This window comes from Acinetobacter sp. neg1 (assembly GCF_000788125.1).
Lineage (GTDB): Bacteria > Pseudomonadota > Gammaproteobacteria > Pseudomonadales > Moraxellaceae > Acinetobacter > Acinetobacter vivianii.
The window spans coordinates 1,061,198-1,078,829 of the sequence record NZ_JSZD01000006.1; the positions used below are offsets into that span (position 1 = coordinate 1,061,198).

Annotated in this window: 12 protein-coding genes; 1 reads left to right on the plus strand and 11 read right to left on the minus strand. The window is 42.0% G+C overall.

Translation table 11 applies throughout. The features are described from left to right. Window positions 1-50: 50 nt before the first annotated feature. The 11 genes from PJ15_RS06010 to kdpA form a co-directional block, all read right to left on the minus strand. Window positions 51-1,118 (minus strand): PoNe immunity protein domain-containing protein, encoded by a 1,068-nt coding sequence (locus tag PJ15_RS06010; RefSeq protein ID WP_081402753.1) that lies wholly within the window; start codon window positions 1,116-1,118, stop codon window positions 51-53. A gap of 5 nt (window positions 1,119-1,123) precedes the next feature. Next, window positions 1,124-2,602, minus strand: a complete 1,479-nt coding sequence (locus tag PJ15_RS06015) for a hypothetical protein (protein WP_047428940.1) — start codon at window positions 2,600-2,602, stop codon at window positions 1,124-1,126. Next, a complete protein-coding gene (locus tag PJ15_RS06020) occupies window positions 2,599-5,667 on the minus strand; it encodes a type VI secretion system Vgr family protein (protein WP_047428942.1) in 3,069 nt (1,022 codons plus the stop codon). The genes PJ15_RS06015 and PJ15_RS06020 overlap by 4 nt, the downstream gene beginning before the upstream one ends. A gap of 186 nt (window positions 5,668-5,853) precedes the next feature. Continuing rightward, window positions 5,854-6,039, minus strand: coding sequence for a hypothetical protein (locus PJ15_RS06025; RefSeq protein WP_047428943.1), 186 nt, complete (start codon window positions 6,037-6,039; stop codon window positions 5,854-5,856). Between the two features lie 204 nt (window positions 6,040-6,243). After that, window positions 6,244-8,121, minus strand: a complete 1,878-nt coding sequence (locus tag PJ15_RS06030) for a potassium transporter Kup (RefSeq protein WP_047428945.1) — start codon at window positions 8,119-8,121, stop codon at window positions 6,244-6,246. A gap of 91 nt (window positions 8,122-8,212) precedes the next feature. Continuing rightward, window positions 8,213-8,425, minus strand: coding sequence for a hypothetical protein (locus PJ15_RS18915; RefSeq protein ID WP_032810794.1), 213 nt, complete (start codon window positions 8,423-8,425; stop codon window positions 8,213-8,215). Between the two features lie 175 nt (window positions 8,426-8,600). Then, window positions 8,601-9,299 carry a response regulator gene (locus PJ15_RS06040; protein WP_047428947.1) on the minus strand — a complete coding sequence of 233 codons (699 nt, stop codon included), beginning with the start codon at window positions 9,297-9,299 and terminating at the stop codon, window positions 8,601-8,603. 11 nt (window positions 9,300-9,310) lie between these two features. After that, entirely contained in the window at window positions 9,311-11,959 is a 2,649-nt protein-coding gene (locus PJ15_RS06045) for a sensor histidine kinase (RefSeq protein WP_047428948.1), read from the minus strand. Between the two features lie 12 nt (window positions 11,960-11,971). Then, window positions 11,972-12,583, minus strand: a complete 612-nt coding sequence (gene kdpC / locus PJ15_RS06050; protein WP_047428950.1) for a potassium-transporting ATPase subunit KdpC — start codon at window positions 12,581-12,583, stop codon at window positions 11,972-11,974. A gap of 9 nt (window positions 12,584-12,592) precedes the next feature. Beyond that, window positions 12,593-14,605 (minus strand): potassium-transporting ATPase subunit KdpB, encoded by a 2,013-nt coding sequence (gene kdpB, locus PJ15_RS06055; RefSeq protein WP_047428952.1) that lies wholly within the window; start codon window positions 14,603-14,605, stop codon window positions 12,593-12,595. Between the two features lie 16 nt (window positions 14,606-14,621). Further along, a complete protein-coding gene (kdpA, locus tag PJ15_RS06060; protein WP_047428956.1) occupies window positions 14,622-16,319 on the minus strand; it encodes a potassium-transporting ATPase subunit KdpA in 1,698 nt (565 codons plus the stop codon). A 303-nt stretch (window positions 16,320-16,622) separates the two neighbouring features. On the opposite strand from kdpA, the gene PJ15_RS06065 reads away from it, so the two are divergent. Beyond that, a complete protein-coding gene (locus PJ15_RS06065) occupies window positions 16,623-17,552 on the plus strand; it encodes a LysR family transcriptional regulator (RefSeq protein WP_047428958.1) in 930 nt (309 codons plus the stop codon). The last annotated feature ends 80 nt before the right edge of the window (window positions 17,553-17,632 follow it).

Here is a 17,632-nt window from a genome sequence, read left to right on the forward strand (position 1 = left end):
AAATGCAAAAAACCATCCAAATGAGGATGGCTTTTTCTTAAATGATTAAATTATTTTTCACCATCCCAATACCAATATACCTCCCCCCAATCTAGCTCGATAAGTGCGGGAACAATCTCACCTTGTTTAAAGTATTGTCGTGAATCTGGTTGTGCTGGTGTTCTCCAATAACCTGTTTTAATACAGGCTTCTCCGCCCTTAACTTTCATTCGCTCTAGTTGTTGATCATCTAGAACTACTTTTGACTGTGTTCGAGCAAAATCAACCAAATCTTTTGGATAGAACTGATGTTCACAATATGACGTATCATCTATATCCAGCAACCACGTTACCGCTGCTGCTTCCCATGACCAATAGCCATAATAGCTAACTCCAGATCTTATATCTGGTTGAGGATGTTGATCATGGTAAGGTTCTCGACGGCTCGCCTCATACCAGTCTTCTAGGTATTGCAGCATTAAAGCTGGACGCTGTTCAGATGGAGTATTAAACACTTTGATCAGCTTACGATAAGGTAAATGTCGTCTAGCCTCATCTGGTGGAGTTCCACGATCTGCAACAAAAGGAGCAACTAAACGTTCAATTAATCCATCTTTTTCCTGTCCTTCGGGCGTTGCTTCTACATAGTCAATGATGGGCATAATCCGATCCATCTGATCCGCATAACCAGTCAACAGTCCAAAACAAATCAGACGTAAAGCAATATACCAATAGTCTTCTGTTCCTAAACTGATATGCCAAACATACCGTCCATCTGCCTCAGGGCTTTGATGATATTGACTATGAATTTCGGCATATTCTTCTGTCCAGTTTAAAAGATATGGGTAAAGTTCCTGAATAAATGCAATATCTCCACCTGAAGAATAATGTAATGACATTAAATCCAATACATCAATAATACGTCTTCTACCCGCTGCCATCATTTTACTGGATTTAGCATTTGTCTTATATTTTTGAAAACCGTCAGTTACTGAATAAATACCATTTAAAAATTCATCAAAACTTTCCTGATAATCCAATTCTGTTAAATAATTATCTCTAAAATTTTCATGAACTAATCTTTTTTGATTAAACCACTGTTCCCAATCAATATTTAAATCATTTATTTGGTTATTCAACTTTCTTACTCCGGCAACATATCATTTGGTAAAACAAATTCCAATTTAATACCATGTGCTGTCACTGTACGCGTACACTTCGGTTTATCAAGTCCTTTACATTTTTGATGATGATCAAACTTATCTCCTGTAATGGTTACTAAGCTTCGATCATAAGGACACTGAATAGCTATCGTTTGTCTTTTACCATCTTTAAATACCCTTTCTGAAGATGGCTTAAACTCTACACGTTCCCATGCTTTAACTTGTCGAATCCATGAACTATGCTCTGGGACTATCCTAGATGAATTTATTTTTCTAGAAATCCATAGATGTGACATTTGTACGCCATCTCCCACAGTCGTACCTACGGAACGCTTTACTTTATCGTCTTCGTCTGAAGCCATATAAACATCTAAGCCCATTCTTAAAGCCATCATCGCAGCTTTTGGGGTCATCAATGATCTATGACTTAAAGCATTGGTCGCCTTACTGTCGGTTACTCGGTATTTATGCCCTAATCTTGCACTATGCCATACATGATCAATCCCGTTGTGACCTTTATCATGATATTCATAAAGCACACCATTAAAATTGATTTTAGTCCTACTTTTCATGCGCTTAACATAGTAGTAATCCGTTATATGTTCACCACCAGAGCCTAACTCTTGATTTGAACGTCGTCTTCTCTTTCTTTGCTTTCTTTTGGTTGAATTATTTTGTGTACCAGCATTCGCCGCATTTCCACCAGTATTTTTAGGTACACTACCATTTGGCGGTGTGTGAGGCGCAGGTTGTTGATTCGGTTGTCTAGGAGTCTTTGCCGCTGGTGTTGAGGGTGCTCTCGTCGTCACGACAGGAGCTCGTGCTGTTGTATTAGGATAAGGTGTACCCAATGCTTTTCGATGCGCAGCTTGTAATTCTTTCATCACCATATCAATTTTTTGATTGGCAACTTTTTTCATTTGCTTCAACTGAGTAACCAAAGTTTTTAGTCTAGCTTGCCCTAATACAGCTCTAGTTAACCAGCTATCAAAAACATCAGTTAAACCATCAATAATCTTATTACAAGTCGTTTGCAGCTCTTTGGTATAAGTATTCCAGTTTACGTTTCTAAACCACTTATCAACATTGCCTCGCATGGTTTTACTTGGAATCGCATCTAAAATAGCCCCCATCGCTTTACCTGAGCGTAATTGCTTAAAGACAATTTTTAACCCATCTCCAGCTACAGGAATAAATGCCACAAGATTAAAAACCAAATCAAACCAGTTATCTTTTTCTTCTGGTTTTTCAGCTATCTTCACTACAGAAACAATGACATTCCCAACGTCTACCCCTTGACCGACAAAAGGAATACAACCAATCACAACAGCAACAATAATCTGTGCTGGGCTTGATCCACTCCCATCAAGTACCCCTTTAATCCATTGAGCTGCCGACTCCTCACCTTTCTGAGTGACTCTCATTGTTTGAGATGTTGTTCTCGCTACAGCTGTATTCATTGTTTATCTCCTAGCCCTAACCCAGAAGTTGAATCCTCGCTGCTTAATAGAATTTCTTCTGCATCATCCTCCAGTACATCTTCTGCATTATTTTCTGATGCAATTAAATGTTCTTCATAATCGCTAATATGATCATCATATTCGATATCATCTCCTTTGATCATATCTTCAATCTCATCAGGAAAATATTCATCTAATAAGGTTGCTAATTCTTGGTGATTATATTGTTCGATTAGCTGTTCTGCTTCTGCGACACTCATAACTTTCCTATCTTTAAAAGGATTAGCTACTTTCTCTTTATCAGGCTTTGCCTCTACATGACTAAATCCATAATAAACTTTGGATTGTGTTTTATCTCCAGGAATAGATACCTTAGCATAGCCATTTGCATCAAGAATTCCTTCCTGAGAGGTGCCATCTGAAAATATTAGTTTATAAGGTGCTTGGATTACAGGCTTTAAATCATCGTAGACATACTTTAACTCAAGTTCTTTCGGCAATAGATTTAGAGCTGGCAATGCTGGCAAATTAGGTGAAACACTCGCCCCACCCATAAACAAATGCTGCCCCGCCTTCACCTCAAACTTGCCACCCGTGGTCGGAAAAATCCCAGAGCCATTCAGCTTGAGTTGCGAGCCTTGCGCGGTAAATACAATTTCCTTAGGACTGGTAATTTCAATACGGTCTTCGGTTGAAATAATTTGAATGCCTTGCTTGGCAAGCAAGTCTAACCCATCCGACTGGGCATGCACTTCAAACTTACCTTTGGCAGCGACCTGCTTGATCCCATTCTGCGCGGCAAACAGGCTGATCCTGTTCTGGACATGGACAACCAGATTCTTTTGCGTACTCAGGTTAATACTATCGCCTGCAATCTGATTGATCTGTCCATCCGCAGAAAGATGAATATCTTCATTGCTACTCAGACCAATTCCCGCAGGTGAATTCAATAGCAATAAAGCTTTTTCAAATTTGGCGATCTTGTCCTGAATCTGATCAGCAAAGTCTTTTAACTGTTCTAATGATTCAATTTCATCCGTTTGCTGATTCTTAGCAACTTCACTTAATGCTTTGGCATTGCTCTGATTGCCTTCGAGTTGCTGCTTAGCTGGCTGTGCATCCAGATGCTCACCCTGTGCCTGATCCTGTTTTTGCGTGCTAACAAGTAAGCCTTGCCCTGCACGCACAGCTCCCCATTGGTCAGTACGCAGTTCAAAGCCTTCTCCACGATCTTCACTTTCAGCCTTGTCTTTTGGATGGCTCAGTTTACCGAGGTTCAGTTGGCTGGCAGCATGACTACTTTGTAGTTGTGCACTGATCTGCCCCGTGGTGTCATCAAAACGCAATTGGTTAAAGCCTTCGCCTTGGTATTCCTTAGACTTAATCCCCGCCAGTTTCTTGGTATCAGGCAGCTTGCCTGCATTATCGAATTTAGTTGGGCTACGCTGTGCTTCATGAATCCGTCCAACCACATAAGGACGATCAATATTGCCATCAAAGAAGTTGATCACCACAATCTCACCAATTCTTGGTAAGAAACGTGCGCCGTAGCCTTCACCTGCCCACGGCGTCAGTACATCGATCCATGCAGAATCGGTATCGTTGTCATTGGCACCCGCACCACCATCATGACTATGATCATCTGCTCGAGTAAACAGGAATCTGACTTTAATACGGCCCCATTCATCGACATGAATTTCTTCACCACTTGGCCCGACCACTTTCGCCCGTTGCGGATGAGCTTCGGGACGATGCTGCTGTGGATTGTATTCTGGAACGATCTTGATCTGACGGCGTTGTAGTGTGAGCTGATTGGCTTGGCGTTCTTCTGTGTTACCTGTATTGAACTGTTTAGGTTGCCAGTGACTCTGTGCCAATAGCTGATCAATTTGTTGATGTAAATCTTTAGGCAGGTTGTTTTGATTATAAAAATGCTTGCCTGTAATCAGGAATTCTTTGTCTGCACCATTGTGCTGATCAATTTCGGGATGATCATTCAACTCAAACCAATAACCCACTTGTGCATCACGTAAGGTCGATTGGGCAATGAATTTCTTGGCCTGTGCATTATGATAATGGCTGAGATTTTGATTGAAACGTTCAACCTGTTGATTACCTGAAGGCGTTGCGCCATCTTCCTTGTTCAGGTCTTGCATCCATGCTGGGGTAAAATGCCATGCATCCTCCAGTCCCAGACTAGTTGCATCATGCTGTTCTGAATGCTGCTGGGTGGTGAGAACTGAACCTGTACCTTCATCCATATCTAAAGCATCAGGCTGCCAACGGTTCACATACACCGAAGTCGGCTGTAAGGAACGGTTGCCGATAAAACTGGTAATCGAGTCAAATTGTTCCGTTGCACTGCTACGATGGTATTGTACTTTACGTCGATCTAAAGCCTGATACTGGGCATTGTCATCAATCAGCCTCAAGCGTTGCGGCTGAATAGCACTATTTGAATTCGATACTGTCAGTTGTGCTTCATCAATCAGCCAGTTAATCCCTTCACTACGCATCAATCGCGTCAGAAAATCATAGTCGCTTTCATTTTGGGACATGATAAATGGGCGGACATCATATTGCTGGCTGAGTCCAGTTAAGTCCAAAGTCAGACTGGAAGCGAATAATGGGCTTCTTTCCTGCCATTCTTTAAAAATGGTCTGAACCACATCGACCACAGTCTTTGCCATAAAAACACGGCTGTTTCTGCGATGCTTCCACAATGCAGTCGGGTCTTCTAAAGTCAGTTTATAGACTGTCAGACTACCATCCGATTGCCCCTGCAAAGCTTGAGTAATAATACCTGTGGTACGGAACAATTGCCCTGTATCTGTGACCTGATCAACGGCAACCTGACTACCAATAAATTGTTTGAGGGGAATGGTGGCATTGGTTGACAGGCAAATGAGTTCGGCTTTCACACCAGCATTGATTTGGTGTTGACCATAAATACGCTGTAGGAAGACTTGCGTATTTAAATCTGAATTTGAAAATAAAATATGTAAGGCGCGTTTTTGTGCAGTAAGCCCTAAGCTGTCTAAGGCTTGAAATATATTGTTCAACATCTTCTTATAGGCTTACGCTTAAATTTAGTGCATTTTACAAAGTATAGTGTTGATCTGTCTATACGGTTCTGTCTGTTTATGACAATTTACGTCACTCAATTTTTATAGCGGAATATCAAAAATTAAAATCAATATAAAAAATAAAAAGCCCGTCCTAAGATGAGCTAATTAATTCTCTAAAATATACTAACAGTTGCCTTTCTTGGCTTGTCCAGGAGGACAGAAACGACCATTTCCATGCCCGTCATAGTAGCGCCCATCATTGAGTCGGCCTTCAGGATCAACAACGATACTTCCCTCACGCGTATGTACAGCACAAGCCGTAAGACTCACACTGCCTAGCAACGTCACCACCAATAAAAAATATTTCATAATCCACTCCTTTTTAATAAAAAAATAAAATTAATTAGCCGAGTTTTCAACCAATGTTTTGTTATCAGTATTTTTCCGTATAACAGCTTAGAAAATATGTTAGCGCCTAAAACAAAATATTTTATATCGAGATTTTCTCATCTATAAAAGAGAATAAAACTGCACCACGCATGATGCAGTTGAAGCAACTATTTAAATCACCAATTAAATTTCAATCTGGCTTCCCAACTCCACGACACGATTGGTTGGAATTTGATAAAAATCACTAACAGGGCTGGTATTACGTTGCATCGAAATAAATAAGCGCTCACGCCAAGGTGACATCCCATCCCCGACGCTATGTACAATACGATCACGTGAAATAAAGAAGCTGATTTGCATCACATCATATTCAAACTCTAATTGCTCATAAGCCTGAACCAATGCTTGCGGCACATTAGGTTCGTCTTTAAACCCATAGAAAATCTTAATACGATAAAAATGCTCATCCAGAGTTTCAACACTAATACGTTCTTCCTGTGAGACGAATGGGATATCTTCCACCACGACTGTCACGAGAATGTTACGCTCATGCAAGACTTTATTGTGTTTAAGATTATGCAGCATCGAATGTGGAACTACATTTGGCGTGCCCGTCAGAAATACAGCATCGCCAGGTACACGCAGTACACTATTCCCGATACTTTTGACAAATAACTCCAGTGACAATGTATCGTGCTCAAGCTTGGCAAAAGTAAGCTCCCGCCCTCGTTTCCACGTCATCAATATTGTTATTGCGATACCACCAATAAGAAGAGGTACCCAACCGCCCGAGAACATTTTTAAAGATGTCGCCGCGACTAAAACAGATTCCAGCAAGAAGAAAGGAATAATCAAAAGTAGAACTTTTGGCAAGCTCCATTTCCATGCATAGTAAATAAAGACTGCAACCAAAATCGTGTCACACAACATGGTCAAGGTGACCGCAAGACCGTAAGCGCTGGCTAAATTGGAACTGGTTTGAAAAATCAAGATCAGCACCACGATTGCGACTAAAAGTAACCAGTTTAGAAAAGGTACATAAATCTGGCCTGCCTCTAAATCTGAGGTATGCTTAATACTTAAGCGCGGTAAATACCCCAATTGTATGGCCTGACGCGCCAAAGAAAATACACCAGAGATAACAGCCTGCGAAGCAATCACCGCAGCCATTGTCGCTAGAATAATCATGGGATATAACGCCCAACTCGGCATCAGCAAATAAAAAGGATTTTCAATGGCAGCAGGATTACGCAATAGTAATGCACCTTGTCCTGCATAGTTTAAGACCAGACATGGAAGTACCACACTAAACCATCCCAACCGGATAGGCTGAGGGCCAAAATGTCCCATATCGGCATAGAGTGCCTCGCCTCCAGTCACGGTTAAGACCACGGCGCCCATAATAAAAAAAGACTGTACAGGATGGGTAAAAATAAATTGTATCGCCCAATGCGGACTAATCATCCCAAGCACTAACGGCGTCTGTATCACACTGGCAATACCCAGCACCCCCAGCGAGAGAAACCAGACTAGCGTAATTGGGCCAAAGAATTTCCCCACAAAAGCGGTACCATGTTTTTGCATTAAAAATAATGTAATCACGATCACCAGCGCGATGGGAATAATAAAAGGATCAAGCGCATTCGTGGCAATAGATAAACCTTCAACTGCCGAAAGCACGGATATCGCTGGTGTGATAATACCATCGCCGAAAAATAAAGAAGCACCGATAAAACCAATTGCAATCAGATAAATCTTTTTATGATCTGTAATTTTAGCTTTACGTAGATTCAAGGCGAGTAAAGCCATGATGCCACCTTCGCCATTGTTGTCAGCACGCATCACGATTGCAATATATTTAATACTGATAATCAGCATTAAACACCAGAAAATAATCGAGAGAATGCCCAATACATTTTCAGGCTGAATCGCTAAACCATGCGCGGCATGAAAAGACTCTTTTAAAGCATATAAAGGACTGGTTCCAATATCACCAAAGACCACGCCTAAGGCTGCTAATGCAGTCGCTGGCAATGCAGCTTTTTTTACAGTACTTTGCATAATGAATGTTCTATATCATGTTATGGCGGGCAACATTTTTAACAATGTGTGATTTAAATTAGCTCAGTTCTTTGCTCTAGATTCTGCAACGCTAAGCTCTTTGCAACTTAAGCATCTGCTGTATTTCTATCGAGGTGTATCCTCTTTCTTTTAAAATCTGAACAATTATTTTTTGTATTTCAGCAGGCTTTACGGGATATTTTTCAACCAGGACTTCAGTGCTGTAACCTGTAAATACGCTTTTTTGATTTAGAACCATGTTATGGAAATGATTGCTTTGACTGTCCGTATTAAAGAAACCCATTCACCTACCCATAATAATGATCTCCAAAATCGCATTTTAATAATCTTAAAAAGTTACAGGCGTAAAATTTGCGTAAATTTTTCCTCTCGTCCATCGACTTTAATTAGACAAAGTTTGCCCGCCCTGCTCATCCATTCACGCAGGATCAAAGTCATTTAAATGATGTGTTAAAAAATCAACCCAGAAAACGTAGCCCAACACCGGCTATCGTGTAAATATATTTTGGACTCAGCGCTGAATCCCCAATTTTTGTTCTAAGTTTTTTTACCAAGATTCTCAGGTAATGGGTGTCTTCTTCATGGGTAATCCCCCATAACTCAGTCATGATTTGTTTTTGGGTCACAATCTTGCCTTGATGACGAATCAACAAGGCTAAAAGCTGAAATTCTTTCTTGGTTAAGGTAATTTCCTCACCCGCCAAGGTGACGGTATGTTCTGCCACATCCACCCAAAGCTGACCATCATTGAATACCGTATTTTGTTCTGCATGTTGTGGTTTATTGCGAAACATTACACGGATACGGGCACACAGTTCCTGAATACTAAAGGGCTTGGTCACATAATCATTTGCACCTGCATCCAGCAATTTAATTTTCTGATTTTCATCGGGCCGTGCAGATAATACGATCACAGGAATATCTGACCATTGCCGCAATTCAGTTAAAACCTTCTGTCCCTCCATATCGGGTAAACCCAGATCCAGAATCAGCAGATCGGCACCACGCGTCGCCAGACTCTCCAGTCCCTTCATTCCATTTTCAGCGACATGTACCGAATACCCTTGCGCACGCAAAGCAATATCCAGAAATTTCCGAATTTGAGGTTCATCATCAATGATGAGAATAGAAGCATGCTGATTTAATGTTTGCGGCATAAATAATGATTTTAATCCTGATGAAGTGGTAAGCGTATTCTAATTAAAGTGCCTTGAGCATGAGTTCCCGCTAAAGCCTCTATGCTGCCCATATGCGCCCCAATGATGGCTTTTACGATGGCAAGCCCTAGACCCGTTCCTGTTTTACCACGATCTCCACGTTGCATGGTATAGAACATATCAAAGATTTGCTCGCGCTCCTCTTCAGGAATCCCGACACCCTGATCTTCGATATCAATTTGCAGGAAATTATCCTCTTTTTTAATTGTTACTTCGATGGGTACATCATCAGGTGAAAACTTGGCCGCATTTTCCAATACATTAAAAATCGCCTGTTCAATTAAAGCTGGATGCACGTAGAGCTGAGGTAAATCCTCGGTTAAGGACACATCAATATTCACATGGGGTTGATAGCGTTTCAGACGTTGTGTGGCAGATCCAATCAGCTCTTCAACACTGATCCAGTCTCGGCTTAAGCTTAAACCTTGATGGCCCAAGCGGGTCATATCCAGTAAATTTTGAATATAACGATCCAAGCGCTCACCCTCGACATGAATGGTATCTAACAGTTCATGGCGATCTTGTTCAGGCATCTGTTCGCCGTAGTATTTTAGCGTATCCGCAGAACCAATCATCGCGGCTAAAGGCGAACGTAAATCATGCGATACCGAAGACAGTAATGCAGAACGCAACTTTTCAGTTTCAGCGACCACACGAGAATTTTCCAGTTGCAAAGCTAACTGTACCCGCGAAGCCGTTTGGGCAATATCATCGATCATCAATTCAGCCAGACGTTGCTGTTCAAAACTGATGTTTTCTGCATTTTGCTGAAAGCGTATCGCAATCACACCAAAGCCCCCCACCAGATTCAGCGGATTAAACCACCATTCGGATTGAGTCAAAGTATTGGTAAAGCGCCCGCAAGGCTTGGCATTTTTCTGTGTCCAATTTGCCGCAATTTGATCTTTTTCATTGAATAGAGGATCCGCTCCCGACTCTTGTGTTCCGATTCTAAGCCAGACCAGCGCATTCAACGAACTTTCTAAATGTTGTTTGGCGACATTTAAAACTTGCTCAAGATCAACACAGCTTGATAATTTTCGCTCCAGCTCCTGAAGCTGTACGGAAATAGAATTTGCTGCACGTAAACTCAATACCTGAGCACGTAACTGATTGGCTAAACGCCCCACCAGCAAGGCTGAAATGATAAAGATAATCATCGTTATCACTCCACGCTCAGCACTAATTCGCAAGGTAAAACGCGGTTCAATAAATAAGTAGTTATAGAGCAGGAAGCAAATCAGAACGCTTATGATCGTGATAAACATCCTTGCCCGCATTGCAACCACAAGTACCGTGACCACAAAGATTAAAGCCAATTCGCTATAACCAATAAAATGATCACTTACTGTTGCAGCGATTAAGCCCAGCAACACAATCAAAATGCTTTCAATCATTTCACGCGGATGAAAATTCACTGCTTGCCTCGGCCAGAACGAACGCTCACTCTGTTCCTGTGGCCTGATTGCGTGATCTTTAGCTTTTAAAGGTTGAACAAAAGTAATTTCAAAAGGATGCTGCTTTTCTAACAACTGATCGGCAATGTGATCTGAAAACAACCGTTGCCATAATGATTTTTGAGGACTTTTGCCAAGCAGAATATTGGATGCTCCATAATCATAAGCTGCCTGTAAAATAGTCGCTGCAATATGATTGCTATAGAGCAAATAAGTATCTGCGCCCAGTTTACGTGCCAGATTAAATGCCTTGGTCACCGCAAAGGATTGGGTATTTGAAGTCTGACTCTTTTGAATCGAAATCACGCTCCAGGTTGCATTGCGTCGTTCTGCAATACGATGTGCGCGTCGTACCAAGTCCTCCGAAAATGCGGAACCATCAATCGCCAACATAACATGATTCTGAATCGGAATGATCTGTCCTTGGGTGACAAATTTTTCCCGATAATCAATCTCAACTTGTCCTGCCACTGTTTGAATCGCCAAATCACGTAAGGCAGTCAAATGAGCAGGTTTAAAAAAGCCTTGTAGCGCATGTGGTGCAACATCTGCCAAATAAATCTTGCCATGCTTCATCCGTTCTAATAATTCAGGCACAGGCAAGTCAACTAGACGGATATCTTTCAAACGTTTGAGTAATGCATCGGGTACGGTTTCGCTGACCCGAATCCCCGTGATCTGATACACCACATCATTGAGACTTTCCAGATGCTGAATATTCAAGGTGCTATAGACATCAATACCCGCATCTAATAATTCATTCACATCCTGCCAGCGATATTCATGCCGGCTATTCGGTACATTCCGATGTGCCAGCTCATCAACCAACACAATTTCAGGTTTCAGCTTGAGAATTTGGTCGAGATCCATCTCTTCCAACATTCGCCCCTGATATTCCACCGTCTTTCGAGGAATAACATTTAGCCCCTGAATCAAACGTTCGGTATCAGATCGACCATGCGTTTCGACTAATCCAACCACAACCTGCTGCCCTTGCTGCATCAACTCATGTGCTCGGGTCAGCATCGCATAGGTTTTCCCTACGCCAGGCGCAGCCCCCAAGAATATGGTCAGACGTCCAGACTGTTCACGCTGGCTATGTGCCAGCCATGCATCCGCTTTATTATTACGGTCGATCTGCATAATTACGCTCTATCAACGTGTGGTCGATGACAATTGATCTAGGGCCAGATTCAGTTGTAGAACATTGACTCGCGCCTGTCCATATAAACCGAACTGTGCAGGCTGAATCTGTTGCTGTACTAATTTTTTGACCTGCGATTCTGATAAATGACGCTGCAGTGCTACGCGTTTCATCTGTAACAAGGCACTTTCAGGTGAAATATCTGGATCAACCCCACTGCCTGATGCAGTGATCATGTCCAGTGGTACCTGCTGCTCAGCAATCTGATTGTACTGCGCAAAGTGTCGTGTTCTTTCTTTAATTTGTTTTTGCAAATCAGGATTGGAGACCGCCAAATTGCTCCCTGCCATTCCATCTACACTGTAACTTATCGCACTGGGGCGAGCATGAAAATATTGCTCACTCACGAAATTCTGCCCAACTAAACTTGAACCTACAATCTTTCCATTCAGCTCAATCAAACTACCATTCGCCTGTTGAGGAAAGACCAATTGGGCGATAGAAACGCTGAGCACACTATACAACACACCTGCAATTAAAAAGCCAATCAAGATCAAACCAATACTCGGGCGTAGCGCAGACTGAACTTCGGTTGATAAGGGCAGATTTTCTAATGTATTCATTTCTTTCTCCTAAATCCACAATGACACAACAAGGTCAATCAACTTGATTGCAATAAAAGGGAAAATCACCCCACCCACGCCATAGATCAACATATTACGGCGTAATAATTGCAAGGCACTGGCAGGCTTAAACTGCACCCCTTTTAGTGCCAATGGAATCAACATCGGGATAATCAGCGCATTAAAGATCAAGGCTGAAATCACAGCACTGCTTGGACTGCCCAGTTGCAAAATATTGAGTACGCCCAGTTGCGGAATCGCCACTGAAAACAAAGCGGGCAAAATCACAAAATATTTAGACACGTCATTTGCCAAAGAAAAGGTGGTTAATGCACCGCGGGTGATTAATTGCTGCTTCCCAATTTCCACGACATCAAGCAATTTGGTTGGATCTGAATCAAGATCCACCATATTGCCTGCTTCTTTGGCTGCTTGGGTGCCTGAATTCATGGCCAAGCCAATATCTGCTTGAGCCAAAGCAGGCGCATCATTGGTTCCATCACCCACCATCGCCACCAATTTACCAGCCGCTTGTTCTTTGCGAATACAAGCCAGTTTATCTTCAGGCCGTGCTTCAGCAATATAATCGTCCACCCCGGCTTCAGCTGCAATCGCAGCGGCAGTCAATGGATTGTCCCCTGTGACCATAATGGTTTTAATGCCCATCTCGCGTAATAGTGCAAAGCGTTCTTTAATCCCTTGTTTAATCACATCTGAGAGTTCAATCACCCCTAAAATACTGTGATTCAAAGCAACAACGAGTGGTGTTGCACCTTTCGATGCAACCTGTTCTACTCGGGTTTTAAGCTCAACGTTATCCCTGATGTCTTGGTTAGTAAATTTAATAATCGCATCCACCGCACCTTTACGAATGCTTTGCCCTGTGACTAAATCCACACCAGACAAGCGTGTTGCCGCACTAAACTGGATGAATTCTGCACCTGTTGGTTCTTTAATGCTTTCACCCAGTTCTTTCCCAAGGCTGATTACTGACTTCCCTTCAGGAGTTGGATCGGCAAAAGAAGTTAACATTGCGGCTTGGCGTAACTCACTTGGGCTTACGCCAGCCAAAGGATAAAAGGCAGTGGCTTGACGGTCACCATAGGTGATCGTGCCTGTTTTATCTAATAGCAGTACATCAATATCACCAGCAACTTCGACAGCCTTGCCTGATTTAGCAAGAACATTGGCTTTTAAGGCGCGGTTCATGCCTGCAATCCCTATCGCTGGTAGTAATCCTCCAATCGTGGTTGGAATCAAACACACCAGTAAAGCAATCAACAAGACTAGACTGATTTTGATCCCGACCATTGCCCCGATAAAGGGTAAGGTCGCGACCACCACAATAAAGGTAATGGTCATGATATTGAGTAAAATACTCAGTGCAATCTCATTCGGTGTTTTTTGACGGTTGGCTCCCTCAACCAATGCAATCATACGGTCTAGAAAGCTATGTCCCGCTTCATTACTGACCCGAATCATAATTTCATCAGATAAAACTTTGGTTCCCCCAATAACACCTGAACGGTCAGTATTGGCTTCACGCAATACAGGTGCAGACTCACCGGTCACCGCAGACTCATTAATGGTCGCGAAACCTTGAATAATCTCCCCATCCGCAGGGACAATTTCACCAGCTTTAACAATGACTAAATCATCTTTTTTAAGTAGGTTTGCAGAGATGATTATCGGTGCTGCATTCAGATCAGCAATCTGATTGGCAGTTAGGTTCTCACGCGCTTGGCGTAAGGATGCTGCCTGTCCACGGCCTTTCGCTTCTGCAACTGCTTCCGCATAATTGGCGAATAATACGGTGACCAATAGAATCAAGCTCAACACTACACCGAAACCGAAGCTGGTACTTCCCATGAAGGTCGCTGCAATGGTTAAGAGTGTGCCCACCCATACACATGCCATGACTGGATTTTTAAATGCATATTGCGGCAATAGCTTATAAAAAGTTTGTTGAAGGATTTCTTTATTCAAAATATCCATCTGTTGTGTCGCATTTGAATGTTTCATTGTGTTTGCTCCACACTTAAACTTTTATAGACAGATAGTCAGCAATTGGTCCAATCACCAACACTGGCATGAATTGCAATAAGGTGAGAATCAACACGATCCCAATTAAGGTCAGTGCAAATGTGGGTGATTCGATGTGTAAATATCCTTTACTTTCAGCAGCTTGCGGTTTGGTTGCTAGACTGACCGCAATTAAAACAGGAATAATCAACACGCTATAACGACCTGCCAATAAAGCCACACTGGCACTCAGATTCCACCACAAGGTGTTATCGCCTAAACCTTCAAAACCAGAGCCATTGTTGGCATAAGCGGAAACATACTCATAGAACACTTGGCTAATGCCATGAAATGCTGGATTAGAATTGCCTGTCAGCGTTGGAAATGCGATTGCGATCGCAGTCAAAGCAAGAATCACAACGGGTTGTAATAAGATCACAAGAGCTAAAAGCTTGATTTCAGTTACTTCTACTTTTCGACCAAATAATTCAGGTGTACGACCCGTCATTAAACCCGCGATAAATACTGCTAAAAATAGATAAATAAAGAACTGTAATAAACCACAGCCAATCCCTCCCCAGATGGCATTGATCAGCATATTGCACAGTTCAACCAAGCCTGTGAGTGGTGAGGCCGAGTCATGCATCATGTTGACTGAGCCATTGTTCACTTGTGTGGTGAGACTTGCCCAAAGTGCCGATGCATCCGTACCAAAACGCACTTCCTTACCTTCCATCAAGGCTGCATTAGCAATCAAAGATGATTTTTCAGTCCAGAAAGCCAATGAGGTGGAAATCAATGACATCAACAACATACTGCCAAAAATCATCCACATCAGTTTTTTACGTTGGATAAAGCGTCCAACCATAAACACTACTGACAACGGGATCAGTAAGATCGCAATCATCTCAATCACATTGGACAACGGTGTTGGGTTTTCTAAAGGCACACTACTATTTGGCCCATACCAACCACCACCGTTACTGCCAAGCTGTTTAATGGCGACCATCGGTGCAACAGGGCCAAGTGGAATATGTTGTGTTTGTACCTCAGCGCTTTGATCTAAGACCTGCGCTGTTGGTCCCGCAGACAAGGTTGCTGGCACACCTTGAAAAGTCAGCAGCAAAGAAAAAATTAAACCAAGTGGAATAAAGAATCTAAACAATGGTCGAATGAGATCCATCCAGTAATTACCCAGATTGACCGTATCCCAGTCTTTTTGATTTGCTGCTTCTCCATGACCTGATTGTAGGAATAAAGCTCTCAACATAGCGACCAATAAGGCCAGACCAATTATGGGTGATAAATATTGCAAGCCGACAATCACGGTCATTTGTGATAGATAAGACAGTTGTGCCTGCGCTGAATAATGTTGCTGGTTGGTATTGGTCAAAAATGAGATCGTGGTATGCAAAGCTAAATCCCAGTTCATATTCGGAATATGATCGGGATTCAGAGGCAGCCATGCCTGTGTCATCAAGATTGTGACACTTGCACCAAGCAGTAAAATATTGCTAAAGATAAAAGCAGCAAGATATTGGCGCCAGTTCATACCACGGCGTTGTACGCCAAGTAAGGCATAAATTGGCTGCTCGATCCAGTTAAACAATCGGTCGCTTTTCATTGGTTTTGCTTGCATCACATCAGCGAGGTAAGCACCGAGCGGATAAGCCAGCAGCAAAGAAAGGACAAATACAGAAATAAATTCCCACATAGCAGATGCCATTTAAAAATTGGTCAACACCAGTATGGAAATGAGGGACGTAAATTCTCTATATTGAAAAAACCTGAAAACGTAAATTTTACGTAAATAAAAATTTATTCATGCTTAATTAAAAGAGTGCAGAATGCTTGTATCTATTCTGCCATGACCTTAAAACAAGTAACTCGATTGCTTGTCATCCAACACTGTAAAGTCTTAATATAAATTTTTCCAATAACATTGATAACATCCATCATATTCATTAAATTGCGCTACTGAATAATCTGACATCTACATACAGAAGAACATATCTCCATGGAAATCAAACAAATAAAGTATTTTTCGATGGTTGTTGAAGCAGGCAGTATTGGTAAAGCTGCTCAAAAACTTGATGTCGGGCCGTCGGCAATTAGCCAGCAAATCAGTAAGTTAGAACAAGAATTAAGTATTCGTTTATTACAGCGTAATGCCTTTGGTGTGACACCGACCCCTGCGGGTTTGGCCTTTTTAAAACATTCTCAACTCATCTTGCGTCAAATTAACTTTGCGATTGATGCTGCTCATTCTGCTCGGCTTTCTGGTCATGTCAGCCTTGGTTTTCCACCAACAATCACCGCTTTAATTGGCATTCCTTTAATGAAATTAATGTCTGAACGTTATCCAGACATTCGTCTCGAAATTGTGGAAACATTGTCAGGAAATCTAATTCAGTCCATTAATTCGCGTCAGCTTGATATTGCCATTATTTTCACCAATGAAATTGATAAGCAATGGTCAATACAACCATTAGTACGTGAGCAAATGTATTTAATGGCACGCAAGGAAGTGCTGGAAAAATATGGTCTTTCTGAATGTATTAAAAGTGGAATTATTCAGTCTCAACAGATTGGAGATCTTCCATTAGTACTGCCACGTCAGCGCCATAGCTTAAGAAAACTGCTCGAACACAAGATAGGACAGCTCAATGTCGTCTATGAAATTGATGGCCTACACTTACTCATGGACAGCTTGATTCATCTTGATCTTGCAAGTGTTCGCCCTGGGAGTGCCTGCCTACAAGAATATAAACACCAGATTCAATTACTCAAACTGGTTGACCCCGAAGTAGAACGAATTAATTATTTAGTCAGCCTAGCTGAAGAAGAACTATCGCCAGCGGCACTTGCTGCAAAATCAGCGATTAAAGCATGCGTGAAAGAACTGATCCAAAATCAGATTTGGCCGTGTTCTGAAATTATTTTATAAAAGGTCATTAATTTTTTTAAATACCTCATTACTTTTGCCCTCTCACTCTCCTCTGCTTTTTGCGATTACATTTTCTTCCG